Annotated in this window: 20 protein-coding genes and 2 tRNA genes; 10 read left to right on the top strand and 12 right to left on the bottom strand. The window is 52.9% G+C overall.

Features of this window, described 5'->3' with window-relative positions; all coding sequences use genetic code 11:
• Positions 1–149: 149 nt before the first annotated feature.
• Positions 150–225: transfer RNA gene (locus K0I63_RS05670), tRNA-Thr, on the bottom strand.
• Positions 226–232: 7 nt separating this feature from the next.
• A tRNA-Phe gene (locus K0I63_RS05675) sits at positions 233–308 on the bottom strand.
• Between the two features lie 386 nt (positions 309–694).
• Between K0I63_RS05675 and K0I63_RS05680 the strand changes: the two genes are divergently transcribed.
• Positions 695–1,249, top strand: a complete 555-nt coding sequence (locus K0I63_RS05680) for a cytochrome b (protein ID WP_220082820.1) — start codon at positions 695–697, stop codon at positions 1,247–1,249.
• A complete protein-coding gene (locus K0I63_RS05685; protein WP_220082821.1) occupies positions 1,246–1,836 on the top strand; it encodes a YceI family protein in 591 nt (196 codons plus the stop codon). Before K0I63_RS05680 ends, K0I63_RS05685 begins: the two co-directional genes overlap by 4 nt.
• A gap of 75 nt (positions 1,837–1,911) precedes the next feature.
• Here K0I63_RS05685 and K0I63_RS05690 read toward each other — a convergent pair whose 3' ends face one another.
• Positions 1,912–2,190: an oxidative damage protection protein gene (locus K0I63_RS05690; RefSeq protein WP_011864926.1), complete on the bottom strand. Its 279-nt coding sequence runs from the start codon at positions 2,188–2,190 to the stop codon at positions 1,912–1,914.
• 2 nt (positions 2,191–2,192) lie between these two features.
• A complete protein-coding gene (mutY, locus tag K0I63_RS05695; RefSeq protein ID WP_220082822.1) occupies positions 2,193–3,251 on the bottom strand; it encodes an A/G-specific adenine glycosylase in 1,059 nt (352 codons plus the stop codon).
• Positions 3,252–3,534: 283 nt separating this feature from the next.
• Between mutY and trmB the strand changes: the two genes are divergently transcribed.
• The 6 genes from trmB to K0I63_RS05725 all read left to right on the top strand — a co-directional run bounded on the left by trmB (position 3,535) and on the right by K0I63_RS05725 (position 9,375).
• Positions 3,535–4,251 (top strand): tRNA (guanosine(46)-N7)-methyltransferase TrmB, encoded by a 717-nt coding sequence (gene trmB, locus K0I63_RS05700; RefSeq protein ID WP_220080189.1) that lies wholly within the window; start codon positions 3,535–3,537, stop codon positions 4,249–4,251.
• 30 nt (positions 4,252–4,281) lie between these two features.
• The gene (locus tag K0I63_RS05705; protein ID WP_011864929.1) at positions 4,282–4,605 is read left to right on the top strand and encodes a YggL family protein; all 324 of its coding nucleotides are present in this window, start codon (positions 4,282–4,284) and stop codon (positions 4,603–4,605) included.
• On the top strand, positions 4,605–5,519 hold the full coding sequence (gene glsB, locus K0I63_RS05710; RefSeq protein ID WP_011864930.1) for a glutaminase B: 915 nt from the start codon (positions 4,605–4,607) through the stop codon (positions 5,517–5,519). The genes K0I63_RS05705 and glsB overlap by 1 nt, the downstream gene beginning before the upstream one ends.
• 312 nt (positions 5,520–5,831) lie before the next feature.
• Positions 5,832–6,662: a YggN family protein gene (locus tag K0I63_RS05715; RefSeq protein WP_220082823.1), complete on the top strand. Its 831-nt coding sequence runs from the start codon at positions 5,832–5,834 to the stop codon at positions 6,660–6,662.
• 345 nt (positions 6,663–7,007) lie between these two features.
• Positions 7,008–7,949, top strand: a complete 942-nt coding sequence (locus K0I63_RS05720; protein ID WP_011864932.1) for a LysR family transcriptional regulator — start codon at positions 7,008–7,010, stop codon at positions 7,947–7,949.
• A gap of 721 nt (positions 7,950–8,670) precedes the next feature.
• Positions 8,671–9,375 (top strand): hypothetical protein, encoded by a 705-nt coding sequence (locus tag K0I63_RS05725; RefSeq protein WP_220082824.1) that lies wholly within the window; start codon positions 8,671–8,673, stop codon positions 9,373–9,375.
• 134 nt (positions 9,376–9,509) lie between these two features.
• Here K0I63_RS05725 and K0I63_RS05730 read toward each other — a convergent pair whose 3' ends face one another.
• The 8 genes from K0I63_RS05730 to K0I63_RS05765 form a co-directional block, all read right to left on the bottom strand.
• Positions 9,510–11,351, bottom strand: a complete 1,842-nt coding sequence (locus tag K0I63_RS05730) for a DUF885 domain-containing protein (RefSeq protein WP_220082825.1) — start codon at positions 11,349–11,351, stop codon at positions 9,510–9,512.
• 121 nt (positions 11,352–11,472) lie between these two features.
• Positions 11,473–12,612 carry a radical SAM family heme chaperone HemW gene (hemW, locus tag K0I63_RS05735; RefSeq protein WP_220082826.1) on the bottom strand — a complete coding sequence of 380 codons (1,140 nt, stop codon included), beginning with the start codon at positions 12,610–12,612 and terminating at the stop codon, positions 11,473–11,475.
• On the bottom strand, positions 12,612–13,211 hold the full coding sequence (gene rdgB, locus K0I63_RS05740) for an RdgB/HAM1 family non-canonical purine NTP pyrophosphatase (RefSeq protein WP_220058771.1): 600 nt from the start codon (positions 13,209–13,211) through the stop codon (positions 12,612–12,614). Before rdgB ends, hemW begins: the two co-directional genes overlap by 1 nt.
• A 141-nt stretch (positions 13,212–13,352) precedes the next feature.
• On the bottom strand, positions 13,353–13,787 hold the full coding sequence (locus K0I63_RS05745) for a DUF4426 domain-containing protein (RefSeq protein WP_011864937.1): 435 nt from the start codon (positions 13,785–13,787) through the stop codon (positions 13,353–13,355).
• 86 nt (positions 13,788–13,873) lie between these two features.
• Positions 13,874–14,164 (bottom strand): DUF167 family protein YggU, encoded by a 291-nt coding sequence (gene yggU, locus K0I63_RS05750; RefSeq protein WP_220082827.1) that lies wholly within the window; start codon positions 14,162–14,164, stop codon positions 13,874–13,876.
• Positions 14,165–14,713 carry a YggT family protein gene (locus tag K0I63_RS05755; protein WP_220082828.1) on the bottom strand — a complete coding sequence of 183 codons (549 nt, stop codon included), beginning with the start codon at positions 14,711–14,713 and terminating at the stop codon, positions 14,165–14,167. It abuts the gene before it with no gap.
• A 60-nt stretch (positions 14,714–14,773) separates the two neighbouring features.
• Positions 14,774–15,592, bottom strand: coding sequence for a pyrroline-5-carboxylate reductase (gene proC / locus K0I63_RS05760; protein WP_220082829.1), 819 nt, complete (start codon positions 15,590–15,592; stop codon positions 14,774–14,776).
• Between the two features lie 81 nt (positions 15,593–15,673).
• Positions 15,674–16,375, bottom strand: a complete 702-nt coding sequence (locus tag K0I63_RS05765; RefSeq protein WP_011864941.1) for a YggS family pyridoxal phosphate-dependent enzyme — start codon at positions 16,373–16,375, stop codon at positions 15,674–15,676.
• 35 nt (positions 16,376–16,410) lie between these two features.
• Between K0I63_RS05765 and K0I63_RS05770 the strand changes: the two genes are divergently transcribed.
• Together K0I63_RS05770 and K0I63_RS05775 are read left to right on the top strand one after the other, a co-directional pair.
• Entirely contained in the window at positions 16,411–17,448 is a 1,038-nt protein-coding gene (locus K0I63_RS05770; protein WP_011864942.1) for a type IV pilus twitching motility protein PilT, read from the top strand.
• A gap of 12 nt (positions 17,449–17,460) precedes the next feature.
• Positions 17,461–18,573: a PilT/PilU family type 4a pilus ATPase gene (locus tag K0I63_RS05775; RefSeq protein WP_011864943.1), complete on the top strand. Its 1,113-nt coding sequence runs from the start codon at positions 17,461–17,463 to the stop codon at positions 18,571–18,573.
• Positions 18,574–18,626 lie beyond the last annotated feature (53 nt).

The following is an 18,626-nucleotide window of genomic DNA, read 5'->3' on the forward strand; positions in this document are numbered from 1 at the left end:
TTTTTGTTGCCTAGTATCAAAAGGGGCAACTCGTTAATGACGGCTTTATTAGGAGAGGGGATGTTTGTATCAGGAGTGACATGAATCCCATCAAGAGGCGGTAAATTTCAGATATAAAAAAGCCCCGACATTGTCGAGGCTGTTTTATATGGTGCCGGCACCAAGAGTCGAACTCGGGACCTACTGATTACAAGTCAGTTGCTCTACCAACTGAGCTATGCCGGCTAAATTGTGGTGCCCGAACCCGGAATCGAACCAGGGACACGAGGATTTTCAATCCTCTGCTCTACCGACTGAGCTATTCGGGCAACTAAACTAAGTGTCTAGTTAACTACTTCAAACCAGGTCTCTGTGACCCTTGCCGTTTGGAGTGCGCGTATAATATAGCGCTGATATTTATCCTGCAAGCGCTTTTTTGGAGAAATTTAACTGCATGGCTAGTTAATGTGCAAAGTGCTGGCTTTTTGGCATTTGTGCCGTTTTTTAGCACAGTGGCTGTGGTTAAAATCCAGGTTTTAGCCACTATTTGTTTTTAAAGGCGCGTTTTTAGGCCTCTTATTTCCCAACTCCCCACTTGTAACGTTTGTCTTAGCACTACCTTTCTAAAAATTAGAAGTTTATTGGCGAAATTACGCGATATTCGTCGATATAAATCGAAGTTAATATGGTGTTAAGTGATAAATGAGGATGAATCGTGTTTAAAAATACCCAGAGCCGCTACGGCTTGGTGAGCATAGGCCTGCATTGGCTGACGGCGATTGCCGTATTAACGCTGTTCGCCCTGGGCGTGTGGATGGTCGAGCTGACCTATTACAGCGCCTGGTATAAGCGAGCCCCGGATCTGCATAAGAGCATAGGCGTGCTGCTGATGGTGTTAACCCTGTGCCGTCTGCTGTGGCGTTGGTTAAACCCGGCGCCTAAGGCGCTCCCCGGGCATCAAAGGTGGGAGAAGCTGGCCGCGGGCCTGGTGCATCGCCTGCTGTATCTGATGCTGCTTGGCATCTTGCTATCTGGGTATCTTATCTCTACCGCCGACGGCAGGGCCATTGGCGTTTTCTCACTCATCGAGCTGCCAAGCCTGGGGCTATTGTTTGAGGGGCAAGCGGATATAGCCGGCAAAGTACACCAATATCTGGCCTATGGCTTTATCGCACTGGTAACTCTGCATGGCCTTGGGGCACTTAAACACCACTTCATCGACAAAGACGCAAGCTTGAAACGCATGTTAAACATTAAGGAGACACAATGAAGAAGGCTATATTGAGCGCCGCACTTATTAGCACATTAGGCGCGGGTGCATTCATGTTACCGGCTACCGCTAACGCCGCCGATTATGTGATAGATACCCAAGGTGCCCACGCCTCGGTGCAGTTTAAGGTGAGCCACTTAGGTTATAGCTTCGTGGTGGGACGCTTTAACGAGTTTGCTGGCGACTTTAGTTTCGATAGCAAGCATATGGCTGATGCCAAGGTACATGTAACGATCAACACGGCGAGCCTCGACTCTAACCACGCCGAGCGTGACAAGCACCTGAGAAGCGAAGACTTCCTTAATGTGGCTAAGCATCCCGAGGCTAGCTTTAAGTCGACCTCGGTCAAAGAGCTGGGTGACGGCAAGTTTGTGCTCAATGGCATGCTGACCCTTAACGGGGTGACTAAGCCTGTGGCAATCGATGCCAAATTTATTGGTGAAGGGCAAGACCCTTGGGGTGGCTACCGCGCCGGTTTCGTCGGCCAGACTGAATTTGCTCTGAAGGACTATGATATCAAGATGGATCTGGGCCCAGCGTCCAGCCATGTGACCTTAGATCTCGTGGTCGAAGGCATTCGTCAGTAGTGACTACTTAAACAAACCCCCATTATAGAAAAAGCGCCTATTGGCGCTTTTTATTTTTATAGAGCGAGTAATTTATTACTCGTCATCTTTTTGCGGCACATAGCCTTCAATCTCGACCTCTTTGCCCTCAAACAGGAAGTTAACCATCTGCTCTTCGAGGAACTTGCGATCGTCAACATTCATCATGTTGAGTTTCTTCTCATTGATCAGCATGGTCTGCTTGGCCTGCCAGAGCGACCAGGCTTCCTGGCTGATGTTGTCAAAAATTCGCTTACCGAGTTCACCCGGGTAGAGCTGAAAGGCTAGGCCGTCTGCCTCTTTCTTAAGATACTGGCAGTTCACTGTACGCGCCATGATTACTCCTTATTTGATACTGAACCTAAGCTGGCGAGGATCCGCTCTGTGGCGGCGGCCAGACCAACCTTGGGTGGCTTGGCTATGTTATACCAGAGAGAGGCGCTCTCTTCCATGATCTCATGTGCGCTTGTGGCCTGGTGTGCCACAAAGGCGCTGATATCCAGATGGAAATGGCTGAAGGTGTGACGAAAACTGTCTATCGGCTCCTGACTTTCGAGTGTCAGCCCTTTTGTTTCGGCAAACTCCTCGAGCGCTTCCAGGCTGTCAAACTGCGGAAAGCACCAGAGGCCGCCCCAGATCCCCGCAGGTGGGCGTTTGCTCATCAGCACTCTATCATCATCTTTAATCACTAACATATAGCCGAGCTTTTCCGGAATAGTCTTCTTCGGCTTCTTGCCGGGAAACTCAGTCTGGCGGCCCATCAGCTGCGCCTTACAGTCGATGGCGACGGGGCACTGCTCGCACTTGGGCTTAGAACGGGTGCAGATGCTGGCGCCAATATCCATCATCGCCTGATTGTATTTGGTCACACCTGCTTTTGGAGTCAGGCTGTTGGTGAGCTGCCATAGCTGCTGCTCCACCTCGCGCTTACCGGGCCAGCCTGCTATGGCGCCGTGTCTGGCAAGCACTCGCTTGACGTTGCCATCTAATATGGGGTGATGTTGTCCAAGGGAGAGTGAGAGTACCGCCCCTGCGGTCGAGCGGCCAATGCCCGGCAGGGCGAGTACTTGCTCGAATTGGGTGGGGAACATACCATCATAGTCGCTGGCGATCAGCTGGGCGCTCTTATGTAGGTTACGCGCCCTAGCGTAATAGCCAAGGCCGGTCCAGTGGTGCAGTACCTCATCCTGATCGGCATTTGCCAAGTCCAAGATAGTGGGGAAACGCGCCATAAAGGCTTCAAAGTAGGGGATAACGGTGGCAACCTGAGTCTGCTGCAACATGATCTCGGACACCCATACCTTATAAGGGGTCTTATCTTGTTGCCAGGGAAGATGCTTGCGTCCGTGTTTGTCGTACCAGGTGACGATGCGCTGGTGAAATTGCTCTGTTTTCATGGCGCTCAGTCTATAGAGGGGTAAGGTTTTTCTCAACCAAAATGGCATCTCAAGGACGCCATGGCTCGCACGCCGTGGGATAATTGGTATACTTTGGCAACATAGGGCTTGCCTTAGCGCAGTAACTTTGGATAATGCCCTTCTTTTTATAATTTTCCAATCATATAAGTGTCAGGATCCCGTGGGATCATATGAGTTTGTGAGTCGAGCCTAGAGTCGCTTGACGCTGACTTTTTCTCGGCGCTATATGGCCAACCAATGGCAGATCTGAGGCTGAAAAATAATGAGCGAAGTGACCACCGCAGAGTTTAACGAAGAGGGTAAATACCTTCGCAAAGTGAGAAGCTTTGTTTTACGTGAAGGACGTTTGACCAAGGGCCAGGCGCAGGCGATGGAGCAGCAATGGCCTGTGATGGGATTGGACTACTCGCCCGAGCCACTGGATCTGGTCAAGGTGTTTGGCCGCGAGGCCGATACAGTGCTGGAAATTGGGTTCGGCATGGGTGCCTCGCTGGTTGAGATGGCTAAGGCGGCTCCCGAGCTTAACTTTATCGGTATCGAAGTTCACAAGCCTGGCGTGGGTGCCTGTCTTGCTGATGCGGCTGAGGCCGGCGTCACCAACCTGCGCGTGTTCCACCACGACGCCATCGAGGTGTTGGAAAACAGCATCCAAAACGGAAGCCTAGCTAGAGTACAGCTATTCTTCCCAGATCCTTGGCACAAGAAGCGTCATCATAAGCGCCGTATCGTTCAGCCGGAATTTGCCGAGCTTATCCGCCGCAGCCTTAAGATAGGTGGTGTGTTCCACCTGGCGACCGATTGGGAAAACTACAGCGAGCACATGTTAGAGGTGATGAGCGCGGCGCCTGGCTATAAGAACCAGGCGCAGGATGGCGACTTCGTGCCCCGTCCAGATCATCGACCGCTGACCAAGTTTGAGGCCAGGGGCCATCGTCTGGGACATGGCGTCTGGGATCTGATGTTCGAGCGTACCGAGTAAGCTTAATTTCTATAAAAAGAGGGAATACACATGGCAACACGTAGTCGTCGTTTACGTAAAAAATTACGCATTGATGAGTTTCAAGAGTTCGGCTTCGATGTGAATTGGACCTTCGATGATTCGGTAAGCGAAGAGCAGATCGATGCTATCGTCGATCAGTTTATCGACCAGGTGATCGAGGTGAGAAAGCTGGGTTTCCACGGTGGCGGCCATAAAGAGTGGGAAGGCATCATCGCCACTCAAACTATCGGCAAGTGCACCGAAGAAGACAGGCAGGCCGTGAGTGACTTCTGGAAGAGTCAGCCGGTAAAAGACGTCGTGGTCAGCGAGCTGTACGACATCTGGTGGAACTAATGCCACAGAAGGACCTGCTCGAGACTATTATCGAGCAGGTGCGTCCTCTGCTGGGAAAGGGCAAGGTCGCCGACTATATTCCTGCCCTGGCCGAGGTGGATCCTACCAAGCTTGGGATCGCCGTGACCACAATCGATGGTCAAACCATAGGGGCTGGAGACTATCTCGAGCCCTTTTCGATCCAGAGTATCTCTAAGGTCTTTAGCCTCACGGTCGCCCTGACCCTGTACGAGGAGGCCGAGATCTGGTCTCGCGTCGGTAAGGAGCCCTCGGGGCAGTCCTTTAACTCCCTGGTGCAGATAGAGCTCGAGCGCGGAGTACCGAGAAACCCCTTCATTAACGCCGGCGCTCTGATCATAGCCGATCTATTGCAGAGCCGCCTCGGCGCGCCTAAGCATCGTATGCTCGAGGTGGTCAGAAAGCTCAGCGCCAACCCCCATGTGATTTATGATAAGCGTGTCGCGGCCTCTGAATATGAGCATAGCGCCCGCAACGCGGCCATCGCTTACCTGATGAAGTCCTTCGGCAACTTTAATAACGACGTCGATAGGGTGCTGAGAAACTACTTTCACTACTGCGCGCTGAAGATGAGCTGCGCCGATCTATCCAAAGCCATGCTCTATCTGGCCAATCGAGGCCAGAGCCTCTCGGCAGAGCAGGTGGTTTCGCCCATACAGACACGTAAGCTTAACGCCCTGTTGGCGACTTCTGGTCTGTACGACGGTGCGGGTGAGTTTGCCTATCGCGTCGGCATGCCGGGTAAGAGCGGCGTGGGCGGCGGCATCATAGCCGTGATCCCGGGCGATATGAGCATCTGTGTCTGGTCGCCCGAGCTGGATAAGAACGGTAACTCTCTAGCGGGCACAGCCGCACTCGAGAAGCTCTCCCAAGCCCTGGGCCGTTCTATCTTCTAACAGAGCGCCAGATTAGGCGCGCTCTTCCATTTTATTCTTTGCTCTGTCTTTATCTTTCTCTGCATTTTACTTTTCATCTCTTAGCTGTATTCGCGTCGATGGTGAAATTTACTAAAAACTGGTTGAAGGCTTTACTTTTGTTAGCCCATCGCCGACTTACAGCCTTGGTCTACATCGTAATTTCTAGCTAATCCATTGATTATATTTAATTAGTCAAAATTGGCACGATACCTGTATTGTTAGTCATCAACGACACATGGTGCACCTTAAGCTTCTCATCATGTGATTTTCGATGACTTAAGGAATAAGAATATGAAGAAATTGACCGCATCTCTTGGACTGACAGCTTTCGTACTTGCCACCACCAGCGCCGCCTGGGCCGGTGAAGATAAGGACAACCATATCTCGTTCGGACGGGATGACAAACAGTGCGAGGTGAGCCTCAACTATGATGTTTCCGTCGAGCCGAGCAAGTTGGTGGTCAGTGAGGCAAAGAAAGAGGTGTATCGCATCGAACTTGGACGTCTCTATGTTAATGGTAACAAGGTTGAGCTAAACGACAAGCAGCAGGCACTGGTTAATCAATATGCCGGCGAGGTATCTAAGCAGCTTCCCGAGGTGATCGACGTGGTGCATGACGCCGTCGATATCGCGTCTACCGCAGTGAGCATGGCGCTCACGCCGCTGCTGGGCGATGCCGCCGGTGCCAAGATTGATGAGATGATGGACGGCCTGTCGAAGCGCATCGACACGGTTGCCTATCAAAATGGCGACAAGTTCTACCTGGGGGCCACCGAATCTTCTATCGAAGACACCTTCGGTAAAGAGTTCGAGCAAGAGATGGAGCAGCTGGTGCAGAGCTCTATCGGTAGCATGATGATGACCCTGGGCAGCGAGATGATGAAGGGCGACGGTGAGAGCTTCGAGGAGAAGATGAACGCCTTCTCAGCCAAGATGGACAAGGTGGGCGACGATATCGAAGCCCAGATTGAACAGCAGGCCACAGATCTCGAGGCGCGCGCCGACAAGCTGTGTGACAACTTCCAGCAGCTGGTGGCCCTAGAGTCTCAGATGCGTAGCGAAGTACCGGCCCTACGTGACTACCCACTGGTGAGCGCTAAGCAACAAACCCTGCGGGAATAGCCCGCAAACGATTTCCTCTGGCATAGCAAGATCCACATTTCCCTGCACTAACCTTGGGTGCAGGGCTTTTTTTATTCTGGGCCTGCCTTTGTTATGACTTTTCCTACACTCCTAACTGGGTGTATAGTGGCTAGAAAATAGGTATTAGAATCAAAGAGCAAATCTTTGGTATACTTGTAAAAAATAATAACAATGCTGGCGAAATTTCGATAACGAAATGGCTAACAGTCTGACTCTACTCTTAAAATAATCTGCATAGTCAAAGGGATAACTTCGCGCTTAGGAGGTATCTCTATGATTTATAATTGGTATTTATAGGGTCGCAAACACCTTAAGGCTATTTAAATGTTAGAACTTTTAGAACCTATTGCAATTTTTACTCATGTTGCTCGCGCCGGGAGCTTTAGCTCTGCCGCGCGAAAATTGGGGATTTCTAAATCAAAGGTCAGTACTCAGGTTGCCGACCTTGAGCATAAATTAGGTGTTCAGCTGATACAGCGTACCACTCGTAGCTTGAGTCTAACCGAGGCGGGACAGCTGCTTTATGCCCAGGGTGAAGAGTTGCTTCGCGATGCCGATCAGGCGGTTGCCAGCGTACACAATCTCAACGATGCCACGCGCGGCGTACTCAAGGTGGGGATCTCCCAATCCTTCGGTACCATGCACATCATTCCAGCCTTACCAGATTTTATGGCCAGACACCCTGAGTTGGAGCTACAGGTTAGCCTGTTGGACCATAAGGTTGACGTGGTCAGTGAGGGCTTAGATCTCCTGTTGACCATGTCTGAGCAGCTGCCGCTTGGCATGGTGGCCAGACCGCTGATGAAGTGTCAGTTTCTACTGGCGGCATCTCCCGAGTATGTGGCCAAGCACGGTTATCCTGAGCGTCCAGAGCAGCTGGTGGACCATAACTGTCTCGTGTATCACGGTGAGTGGCATGAGCACAGCGTGTGGCAGTTTAAGAAGGGTGATGACTATTGTGAGATTGGCGTATCGGGTAACTTCAGGGTCGACAACGCGCCGGCGCTTAAGTCTGCAGCCGTGAGTGGTCTGGGTGTGGTGTATCTCGCCAGTTACCTGCTTGAGAATGAGATAGAGAAGGGCACCTTGGTTCCCTTATTGCCAGAATGGCAGTTGACTCACCATCTGCCATTGCAGGCCGTTTACCCAAGACGTAAGCACCTGGCACCTAAGGTGAGCGCCTTTATCGACTTCATTAAGGATCATATCGGTTCACCACCATATTGGGATGAGCCATACGCCGCCCTGTATGCTCAGCGTAAATAGCAGGATGTGGCTGAAAAAACAGCATTTTATCCATGTTGCTGTTAAGGTCTTTACGATTTTCAGTTATCAATAACTTAAAAACATTGTTCTGGTAACAAGACGATAACCCCCGGTATTTTTGATGTCGGGGGTTATCTTTTTATAATCATATAGTTGCACTGGTATTACCTCTCTATTTTGCGATGGCTTATTTAGCTCAAGCTAAAGCTTGAGAGGAATTCACGTTGCAGTCTGTTCTTAATTTAATACAATGGTGGCAGTTGATATCGGGATGACCTGAATCAGTTAGCCGAGCCAGAGAATGACCCCTCTCTCGTTTGGTTACACAGGTCGGCGTTACTGCAATCTTGAATCAATGCTGGCAGCGGTTTAAGAACTAAAACAATGCTAGCCTTAAAACCATCATCCTAGTTTTGGTTTACCCCAGCAAAGATTGCTGGGGTATTTTTCTTTTAGGGCCTTGGATTATTAAGCGTCCAGATCTCCGCCCAATCTTTTCCTGTAGCGTCCTCCTTCTGTCATTGCGCTCTGGCTTTGACCAAGCATCTTCATCTTTTAGTTTTTTATGACTGAAAAATAAAGATAGTTTAATGCGCCGTGCATGGAATCTGGGTGTTACTCAGGGTATCGTGCTGATATTGTTTAATTCGGCTCGTTTCGTGTATGAGGCATTGGTGTATGAGGCATTGCATAAAGGCCATTGCATAAAAGGCATGGCACGATGAGTGCGAAGCGAGATAAAGGGAAGTCTATGGCGCGTAAGATCTTATTGTTGATTGTGGGGTTGCTGGTTCTAGTGGTGCTGGCGGGTGTCTATCGTTTTAACTTTACTAATGACGATCTCTATGTGGTTAAGGAAGATGGCAGTGTCATCCCCTTAGATGAGGATGTCGATAAGGTGATGCTTACCCTCTTTAGCATCAAGACCCATAAGGCTTGGTCTATCAAGCTGCCCGAGTCTCAGGCTGAGGCGAGACTCACCAGTATCAGCCTGAGCGGCGACAGACGCTTTGCCAGCGGCGATTACCAGGATGGCCCAGAGCGGGGCAGTGTGCACCTGGACTATATGAAGATAGTGACGCTAAACCATGTCGCCGATGGAGAAGAAGAGCGCGTGTCGGATTCAAACAGCGACGAGATGCTGTTTGTGGCGCCTTTCTTCGTCTCCAATCAGGGCAGCGGCGTGTTCGCCTATCTGGGGCTGTTTAGCATCAATCATAAGCTTGGTGATATCGAGCAGTTAGACAGCTACTTCATCGGAGACAGGGTTGAGATAAGCGCCCTGCAGACCGAGGAGCCGTTTGATCTGACCTCGAGTGTGTCGCTGAGCTATATCACCCATGGCGATCAGCAGGCGATGGCCGAGGCGCCCACCAACAAGGTGACCAAGCTTATCAAGGTGACCCCTGAGGGCTTTAGCGAGTAAGCCTTAATCCTCAGTTAAGAGGCGTTAGCCTTGATTGAGAACAGCATTAGCCGAAAAAACTAAAAAGGCCGCCCTGGTTGAGAGCGGCCTTTCTTATGGCTAACTATGTCTTAAATACTGGCTCTAGTGATGGGTTAGGCCTTGTGAGCCCAGTTCATCACCTTAGCCTCCAGCACATCCAGCGGCAGCGGTCCGTTCTTCAGTACCAGGGTGTGGAACTCGCGAATATCGAACTTATCGCCCATGATCGCCTTGGCCTTCTCGCGAATATCGACAATCTTGAGCATGCCTATCTTGTAGGCGGTTGCTTGTGATGGCATCACGATATGACGCTCCACCATCTTGATGGCGTCTGACTCGGCATTAGGGGTGTTGTTGACATAGTATTGGATCCCTTGCTCGCGGGTCCAACGCTTGGCGTGGATGCCGGTATCCACCACCAGGCGGCATGAGCGCCATAGCTCCATGGCCAGGCGGCCAAAATCAGAGTAGGGGTCTTTATACAGGCCCATCTCCTTAGGGAAGAACTCGCTGTACAGGCCCCAGCCCTCTATGTAGGCGGTGTAGCCGCCAAACTTTCTGAATTTAGGGATCCCCTGTAGCTCCTGGGCGATGGCGATCTGCATATGATGGCCAGGAGTACCCTCGTGGTAGGCCAGCGCCTCCATCTGATACTTGGGCATGGCCTCCATGTCATAGAGGTTGGCGTAGTAGGTGCCTGGGCGGCTGCCATCCGGGGTCGGTTGATTATAGAAGGCCTTACCGGCAGATTTTTCTCTGAACGCCTCGACCCGTTTTACTATCATGGGCGCCTTAGGCTTAACAAAAAATACCTCATCCAAACGAGAGGAGATGTTATCTATCAATGCCTTGGCATCGTCTAGATAGGCGGTGCGGCCTTCTTCTGTGTCGGGATAGTAGAACTGCTTATCTTCACGCATAAACTTGAAGAAGGCCTTAAGATCGCCCTCGAAGCCGACCTTCTTCATGATGGCGCGCATCTCCTGATGGATACGATCCACCTCGGCGAGCCCCAGCTGGTGGATCTCATCGGCGGTCATATGGGTAGTCGTGGTGCGTGCCAGGGAGTTGTTGTAAAACGCCTCACCATCTCTAAACTTCCATACACCATCTTTGGTGTCGGCGCGCTTTTCCAGGGTTTCGACATAGGCGATAAGCTTGTCATAGGCGGGCTTGACCTGAGCTGTCAGCGCCTGTTTGGCCTCATCGAGCAGCTTATTGCGCTGCACATCGTCTATCGCAAGCTTAGCCACCTTGCGCTGAAAATCTGCCCAGATGGCGCTGTCATCATTTTGATCGAAGGGGGCGCCGCTGATGATGTTGCGGCTGTCTGACAGCACATAGGCAAACACAAACTTAGGCGCTATGATGCCCGCCTTGGCGCGCTCTTCTAGGGCCTCTTCCAACTGCTGCATGTAGTGGGGCACACCCTTGAGGCGGCTGATATAGGCCTCGGCGTCCGAGACGCTGTCTATCTGATGTTGGTTGATCAGGAATGATGCCACCATGGAGTGGCCGCCATACATCTGGTTAACCGGGTAGGTATACAGGCGCCATTTGTAGTCGCTGATGCTCTGCTCGAGTTTCTGAGTCAGCAGGTCGTAGCTAAGCAAGGTCTGGGCATCTAACTTGCTTTTATCTATCTGCTTAAGCTGGGCCAGATGCTGCTTATCTCTTGCAAGGCTCTTCTTGTCGGCAGCTTCCCCTCGCTCATCCCACTTGCCATAGTCTGTCTTGATCCCAAGATGGGTCTGGCTGATGGGGCTGGCCATCACATTTTCCATGAAGATGGTTTCGAACAGTTGGTTGGCCTTCTCCGATTCCTGGGCGCTGATCTTCTGTACCGGTTCGCTGGCGCTAAGTAGGGGGAGTGAAACTGGCGCGGCGTGCACTGCGCCAGAAAGGAGTGTCGCCAGTGAGATGGCGAGCATAGTTGTTTTTGTTTTTATTGGCATGACTTTATTGGCCAAACTTGGCGTTTGTTGATTAGTGCCTGTTATCCTAATAAAGCCCACGATTAAATATGCAAACTAAGTGTTAGAAAATGTTTCTGTTCCCCTCGAACGAGGGGAAAGATTATTCGCAAAATAGCCCAAGTAGTTCGTTGACAAACATCTGCCCCTTGGTCGTGAGCTGCCAATGTTCATCTTGTATGATGACCAGCCCCTTGGCCGCGCCCCGCGCCATGCCTTCATCCAGCACCTCTGCCGAGAGGCCGGTGCGGCTTTCAAACTCGTGCTTAGGGATGGGCGACATCAGTCTCAGGCGGTTCATTAGGTATTCCAGCGCCCTGTCTTCCGGCTGCACCTCGCTCTTATCGAATAGATAGTCACCGGCGCCCAGATAACCCTTGGGATGCTTTATCTTCACCGTGCGGTAGATGCGCTGCTCGTCTGCCATGGTGATCTTGCCGTGGGCACCACAGCCGATCCCCAGATAGTCACCAAACTGCCAGTAGTTGAGGTTGTGACGACACTGGTAGCCGGGCTTGGCGTAGGCGGAGATCTCATACTGCTTATAGCCGAGCGCCGCCAGGCGCTGCTGGCCCTGCTCATAGATCTGCCACAGTGCCTCATCATCCGGCAGCTGGGGCGGTTTTGAGTGAAACAGGGTATTAGGCTCTATGGTGAGCTGATACCAAGACAAGTGGGGCGGATTGAGGGCCGCCGCCTTATCGATATCCCGCATCGCCTCCTCGAAGCTCTGATTGGGCAGGCCGTGCATGAGATCCAGGTTAAAACTCTGATAACCGGCCTGGGCCGCCTTGGTGGCCGCAACCTCCGCCTCATGCTTGTCGTGAATTCGCCCTAGCAGATTCAGCTTATCGCTGGAAAAACTCTGCACGCCGATGGAGAGGCGAGTCACCCCGGCGGCGCAGTAGGCGCTAAAGTCATCGTGCTCTAGTGTGCCAGGGTTGGCCTCCATGGTGATCTCTATATCCGGCGCAAAAGGGAGCTGTGCCCTTACGCCATCGAGCAGTCGCTCTATCTGGCTTGCATCGAACAGGGACGGCGTGCCGCCCCCGATAAAGATGGAGTGCAGGCTGCGTCCCTGTACATAGGCCGCATCGTTTTTCAGGTCATTGAGCAGGTCGTCAACATATTCCTGCTGCGGCAGCTCACCATGTTGGCCATGGGAGTTGAAATCGCAGTAGGGACATTTCTGCACGCACCAGGGAATGTGAATATAGAGACTGAGCGGAGGAAGCGTAAGCATTAGCCGAGTACACCCTTGGCCTTGAGTTCGCTCAGCAGCAGTTGCATCGCCTTGCCCCTGTGGCTGAGGGCATTCTTCTCATCGCTGCTCAGCTCGGCGGCGCTGCATTCATGCTCGGCCGGAATAAAGACAGGATCGTAGCCATGGCCGTTATCGCCCTTAGGCTCGAAGCCTATGCTGCCCTCCCAAGAGGCCTGGCAGATGATGGGGGTCGGGTCTTTGGCGTGGCGCATATAGACCAGGATGCACTGAAAACGCGCGCTGCGCTTGTCGTTGTCAGTCAGGGCGCCGAGCAGCTTAGTGTAGTTGTCGCTATCGCTCGCGCCTTCGCCGCCGTAGCGGGCCGAGTAGATGCCGGGGGCACCCTCTAAGGCGTCTACTTCCAGGCCGGAATCGTCGGCGATGGCCGCAAGGCCGGTTACCTGTGCGGCGTGGCGAGCCTTGATGATGGCGTTCTCGACGAAGGTGGTGCCGGTTTCCGGGACTTCTTGAACATTAAATTGGCTCTGTGGCAGGACTTCGATGCCAAATTCTGCAAGGATCTCGGCAAACTCTTTCAGTTTTCCCTTGTTGCCGCTGGCTAATACGATTTGATTCATTTTCGCTGACTCATGGTGGCAGGTTTCAATGGCCGCAATCATACCCAAGCTGGCGGGGAAACGATAGGGCATCTGCTTAAATAACAACAAGCCGCGCTAGGCGCGGCTTCAACTGGGTTTGAAGTGGCTTAATGGTGCCGCTTAATCGACGTAAAACTTCTGCTTAAACTTCAGCTGGGTGTTGAGCTTGTTGCCATACTTGATGGCTATCTGAAAGTTGATCTCCTGATCGTCCCGGTAGGGCACTTCGGCGATGTAATAGATGGCTTCGCCTTCGCGGATCTCCTTGAAGGTCAGCTCAACCCTGGCATCGAGCAGGTTGTTGGCGATCCCCGAGATCTCTACCGGAATGGCCGGCGTGCCTTCGGCGCTGGTGTCGAGCACAGAAATATTGATAAGGCCGGTATAGCTGCTGCGCTTGATGCCGTAGGTCTTGGCGATAGAGGGGGTGATAAAGGTGCTGCCCAGGGCAACATAGTGGATATCGAAATTGCCGACGCTCTGCTTCTGCTCCGCCGCGGCATTGCCCATGCTAAGCAGGGTAAGCGCCAGGGCACAAAAAAGGGTACGTATCATGGTGAACTCCTGTCACGGGATAATTGATTCTAGTATAGCTATTAAAGTCTTAGGCTGCGGTGCCTTAGTTTATTTGCTTACACATTTCATGGGATTAAGACAGATATAGCCTCGGGGATCTCCTTTGGCATCACCACGCGGATCTGCTTGTGGCGCCCAAGTTCCCCCTTCTCGATAAGGATATTGCCCTTGGCCGTCTTAAACTGCTTCGCCAGAAACTTACACAGGTGGGCATTGGCCTTGCCGTCGATGGGCGGGGCGGTAATGGCCACCTTAAGCTCGTCGCCGTGGGGACCAATAATCTGGTCCCGGCTGGCTTTAGGCTGGATATAGAGCCTGATGACGAGGTCGTCCTCTTCTTTGGTGACAACCGCCATCTAGACGTTGGCCCAGAAGGGAATGTACTGAGATAAGAGCTTGTTGATGAAGATCAGACCGAACATGAAGATCATCACAGAGAAATCCAGGCCACCCATGGGAGGGATGATCCGGCGAATAGGGGCGACCAGCGGCTCGGTCAGCTGCGCCATCACCATCTCGATGGGGTTGTGGCCCTGGCTGACCCAGCTGAGGATGGCGCGCAGGATAAGCATCCAGAACAGCAACACGCCCGCCTGTTTCACCACAGAGACCAGCGCCACCAGGAGTATGATAGGCAGGTTAATGGCAGCGCCCGCCATCAGGCTGAGGATCACAAACTTGATCACCACCACCGCCAGGGCGAGTACCACTGAAGCGGTATCAAGCCCGCCCAGTGGCGGCAGGAAGCGGCGCATGGGGCCTACCACTGGATGGGTCGCCTTGACCACAAACTGGCTGAAGGGGTTGTAAAAATCGGCGCGGGCCAGCTGCAACCAGATACGAATGATGACCACCATGAGGTACAGGTCAAACAGGGTGTTCACTAAAAAACTTAATGCATCCATTGTGTTTCTCTACTGTGCTGTATCGAATAAAACTAGGGTTAAACCTATATAAGGCCAGCCCTAAAACTGCTTCGCCATCTCCTGAGCCCTGTCCATGCAGTCGTGCATGGCGGTGCGCACTATCTCCCTGAGGCCGGCGCGCTCGAACGCCGCTAGGGCCTGAGCCGTGGTGCCGCCCTTAGAGGTGACATTTTCCCTTAATTGCGCCGGTGAAAGTTGTGGGTTCTGCTTCACCATAGCGGCCGCACCTAATGCTGCCTGCTGCACCATCTCTCGGGCGGTCTGCTCGTCGACGCCATCTTGTTTGGCACTGTCAATCATAGCCTCCATCATGAGGAAAAAATAGGCCGGAGAGCTGCCCGCCAGGGCGATCACCTGGTTGAGATCCTCTTCCTTTTCGACCCAGACGGTTTCGCCGCCGGTTCGCATCAGCTGCTCACACAGCTCGCGGTCTTGCGCGCTCACGCCCTGCTCGGCGTAGAGCCCGGTCATGCCAAGGCCTATCTGTGTCGGGGTATTGGGCATGGTGCGGATAAGCTGAATCGGCTGTTTGAAGAAGGCGTGGTAGCGCTCGGCCGTGACCCCGGCGGCTATGGTAACGATAAGCTTGTCTTTCAGCTTGAGTCCGCTCATCGCCTCGCACACCTGCTGCATCAGCTGAGGTTTCACCGCCAGTACTATAACGTCGGCCTCATCGGCAGCCTGCAGGTTGTCGTGGGAGACTCGAATGCCTAAATCCTGCTTAAGGGCGATGAGTTTGCCTTCGCTGGGGTTAGTGGCGTGAATAAGCTCTGGCGCATAGCCGCCCTTGACTAGGCCGCTGGTGATACTGCGGGTCATGTTGCCCGCGCCGATAAAACAAATCTTCTTCTGTGTCATAAGGGTCTCTATTTATTCGTCTAACTATCTATATTTGGGCGCTTAGGCTAATTACAAGGGCTAAGCCTTAGGCGCGATATTCTAGGCTTTGGCATAGTCCCGGGCGCCGAAGATGGCGCTGCCGATCCGCACCATGGTCGAGCCTGCGGCGATCGCCTGCTCAAGATCTTGGCTCATCCCCATGGAGAGGGTATCCAGGCTCGGGTGTTGCTGTTTCAGCGCCTCGAACAGGGCCTGCATCTGGCTAAACTCGGCCTGCTGCAGCGCAACATCGTCTGTGGCGGTGGGAATGGCCATAAGCCCTCTCAGGGTCAGCCTGGGCAGGGAGGCGATGATTTCGGCCAGGTGAGCGACCTCATCTGGATTAACGCCCGACTTGCTCTGCTCCTGGCTGACATTCACCTGGATGCAGACCTGCAACGGCGCAAGATGGCTGGGGCGCTGCTCGCTCAGGCGTTTGGCGATCTTCTCTCGGCTCAGTGTGTGCATCCAGTCGAAGTGCTCGGCGATGCTCTTGGTCTTGTTCGACTGTAGCGGGCCGATGAAGTGCCATTCGATGTCGCCATGGCTTTCGCGCAGGGCATTTATCTTCTCTTCACCTTCCTGAACATAGTTTTCACCAAAAAGCCGCTGCCCGGCATCATATGCCGCTACTATCTGATCTATCGGCTTGGTTTTACTGACTGCCAGCAGCTGTATCTCCCTGCTATCACGTGATGAATTTTGCGCCGCTTGAGCGATTCTTTGGTGGGCGTCGGCCAGTCTGTCTGCTATTGTTGTCATGTTGTAAGTTTTTGGTTGAATGGATATCCCATACTATGGAAATCACAGAGTTACTTGCCTTTAGTGTAAAACACAACGCGTCGGATCTACACCTTTCTGCGGGAGTCTCTCCCATGATACGTGTTGATGGTGAGGTCAGAAAGATTAATCTGCCGGCCCTGGATCATCAAGGCGTACACAGCCTCGTTTATGACATCATGAACGACAAACAGCGTAAAGATTATGAAGAGCATTTAGAGATAGATTTCTCGTTCGAAGTGCCCAACTTAGCCCGTTTTCGTGTGAACGCCTTTAACCAGTCCCGCGGCGCCGCGGCGGTGTTCCGTACCATTCCCAGCGAGATCTTAAGCCTGGAGAAATTGGGCGCCCCTGAGATTTTCAAGAAGATTGCCAGCTTTCCCCGTGGTCTGGTGTTGGTAACCGGTCCGACAGGTTCGGGTAAGAGTACCACCCTGGCGGGCATGATAGATTATGTGAACGAGAACCGTCACGACCATATCCTGACCATCGAAGACCCTATCGAATTCGTGCACCAGAACAAGCAGTGTCTGATCAACCAACGTGAGGTGCACAGACACACCCACAGCTTCAACGCCGCGCTGCGTAGCGCACTGCGTGAAGACCCGGACGTGATCCTGGTGGGTGAGATGCGTGACCTCGAAACCATACGTCTGGCGATGACGGCGGCGGAAACCGGTCACTTGGTATTTGGTACTTTGCACACCACCTCGGCGGCGAAAACCATCGACCGTGTGGTCGACGTATTCCCAGAGGGCGAGAAGAGTATGGTGCGTACCATGTTGTCTGAGTCCCTGCAGGCGGTTATCTCCCAGACCCTGATCAAGAAGGTCGGCGGCGGCCGTGTGGCGGCCCACGAGATCATGATGGGCACCCCGGCGATTCGTAACCTTATTCGTGAAGATAAGGTGGCACAGATGTACTCGGCCATTCAAACGGGTATGGCCCACGGCATGCAGACCCTAGATCAGTGTCTGCAGAATCTGGTCAACCGTGGCCTGATCACCCGTGAAGATGCGATGGCCAAGAGTTCTAATAAAAACGCTAGTTTCTAGTAAGGTTTGAGTATGGAAGTTCGTCCATTTTTAAAGGTGATGGTAGAGCGCAAGGCGTCGGATCTCTTCATCACCGCCGGCTTTCCCCCCAGCGCTAAGGTTGATGGCGAGGTGCGCCCCTTAGCCGAGAACCCTTTTACTCCGGCTCAGTCGCTGGAGTTTGTTGAGGCCTTGATGACAGAGGCCCAGCGTAAAGAGTTTCACGAGACCCGCGAGTGTAACTTCGCCTATGGCGAGAAGGGCCTGGGACGTTTTCGTGTCAGCGCCTTCTGGCAGCGCGAGTCGCCGGGCTGCGTGATGCGTCGCATCGAGACCAAGATCCCGCTGGTGGAAGATCTTAAGCTGCCACCAATCCTGAAAGACCTGGTGATGAGTAAGCGTGGCCTTATCATCATGGTGGGTGGTACGGGTACAGGTAAGTCGACCTCGCTGGCGGCGCTGGTGGGTTACCGCAACTCCCACGCCCGCGGCCATATCCTCACCATCGAAGATCCGGTGGAATTTGTCCACGACCATCGTAAGAGCATCATCACCCAGCGTGAGGTGGGCATAGATACCGACTCTTTCGATGCCGCGCTCAAGAGTTCACTGCGTCAGGCGCCGGATGTGATCCTGATCGGTGAGATCCGTACCCAGGAGACCATGGAGTTTGCTCTGTCGTTCGCCGAGACGGGTCACCTCTGTATGGCTACATTGCACGCCAACAACGCTAACCAGGCGCTGGACCGCATCATGCACCTGGTGCCCGAGAGTAAGCACCAGCAGCTGCTGTTCGACTTGTCGCTGAACCTTCGCGGCATCGTGGCGCAGCAACTTGTGCCTAAGGCAGATGGCACGGGTCGCCGGGCGGCCATCGAGGTGTTGATCAACACCCCAAGGGTTGCCAGCATTATCCAGAAGAACGAGCTGCATCTGCTTAAGGAAACCATGGCCAAATCCAACGAGCAGGGGATGCAAACCTTCGACCAGGCGCTGCTTAAGCTCTATGTGGAAGGTGAGATCAGCTACTCGGATGCGCTGCACCACGCCGACTCGCCAAACGATCTGCGCTTGATGATCAAGCTGCAAAGCTCAGAATCGGCAAGCTCAGGTTTCATGGAAGGTGTGACGCTGGATCTCGACTAGCCTCTTATTGCACTTTGAAAAAACCGATAATCCCTTTATCGGTTTTTTTATGT

It is taken from the genome of Shewanella rhizosphaerae (assembly GCF_019457655.1).
GTDB lineage: Bacteria > Pseudomonadota > Gammaproteobacteria > Enterobacterales > Shewanellaceae > Shewanella > Shewanella loihica.

Coding starts and splice junctions, on each gene's coding strand:
- glsB (WP_011864930.1), top strand. CDS start 4,605: ATGCCACAGAAGGACCTGCTCGAGACTATTATCGAGCAGGTGCGTCCT.
- K0I63_RS05715 (WP_220082823.1), top strand. CDS start 5,832: ATGAAGAAATTGACCGCATCTCTTGGACTGACAGCTTTCGTACTTGCC.
- hemW (WP_220082826.1), bottom strand. CDS start 12,612: ATGCTTACGCTTCCTCCGCTCAGTCTCTATATTCACATTCCCTGGTGC.
- mutY (WP_220082822.1), bottom strand. CDS start 3,251: ATGAAAACAGAGCAATTTCACCAGCGCATCGTCACCTGGTACGACAAA.
- K0I63_RS05745 (WP_011864937.1), bottom strand. CDS start 13,787: ATGATACGTACCCTTTTTTGTGCCCTGGCGCTTACCCTGCTTAGCATG.
- K0I63_RS05765 (WP_011864941.1), bottom strand. CDS start 16,375: ATGACAACAATAGCAGACAGACTGGCCGACGCCCACCAAAGAATCGCT.
- K0I63_RS05705 (WP_011864929.1), top strand. CDS start 4,282: ATGGCAACACGTAGTCGTCGTTTACGTAAAAAATTACGCATTGATGAG.
- rdgB (WP_220058771.1), bottom strand. CDS start 13,211: ATGAATCAAATCGTATTAGCCAGCGGCAACAAGGGAAAACTGAAAGAG.
- yggU (WP_220082827.1), bottom strand. CDS start 14,164: ATGGCGGTTGTCACCAAAGAAGAGGACGACCTCGTCATCAGGCTCTAT.
- proC (WP_220082829.1), bottom strand. CDS start 15,592: ATGACACAGAAGAAGATTTGTTTTATCGGCGCGGGCAACATGACCCGC.
- trmB (WP_220080189.1), top strand. CDS start 3,535: ATGAGCGAAGTGACCACCGCAGAGTTTAACGAAGAGGGTAAATACCTT.
- K0I63_RS05685 (WP_220082821.1), top strand. CDS start 1,246: ATGAAGAAGGCTATATTGAGCGCCGCACTTATTAGCACATTAGGCGCG.
- K0I63_RS05775 (WP_011864943.1), top strand. CDS start 17,461: ATGGAAGTTCGTCCATTTTTAAAGGTGATGGTAGAGCGCAAGGCGTCG.
- K0I63_RS05725 (WP_220082824.1), top strand. CDS start 8,671: ATGAGTGCGAAGCGAGATAAAGGGAAGTCTATGGCGCGTAAGATCTTA.
- K0I63_RS05690 (WP_011864926.1), bottom strand. CDS start 2,190: ATGGCGCGTACAGTGAACTGCCAGTATCTTAAGAAAGAGGCAGACGGC.
- K0I63_RS05770 (WP_011864942.1), top strand. CDS start 16,411: ATGGAAATCACAGAGTTACTTGCCTTTAGTGTAAAACACAACGCGTCG.
- K0I63_RS05720 (WP_011864932.1), top strand. CDS start 7,008: ATGTTAGAACTTTTAGAACCTATTGCAATTTTTACTCATGTTGCTCGC.
- K0I63_RS05730 (WP_220082825.1), bottom strand. CDS start 11,351: ATGCCAATAAAAACAAAAACAACTATGCTCGCCATCTCACTGGCGACA.
- K0I63_RS05755 (WP_220082828.1), bottom strand. CDS start 14,713: ATGGATGCATTAAGTTTTTTAGTGAACACCCTGTTTGACCTGTACCTC.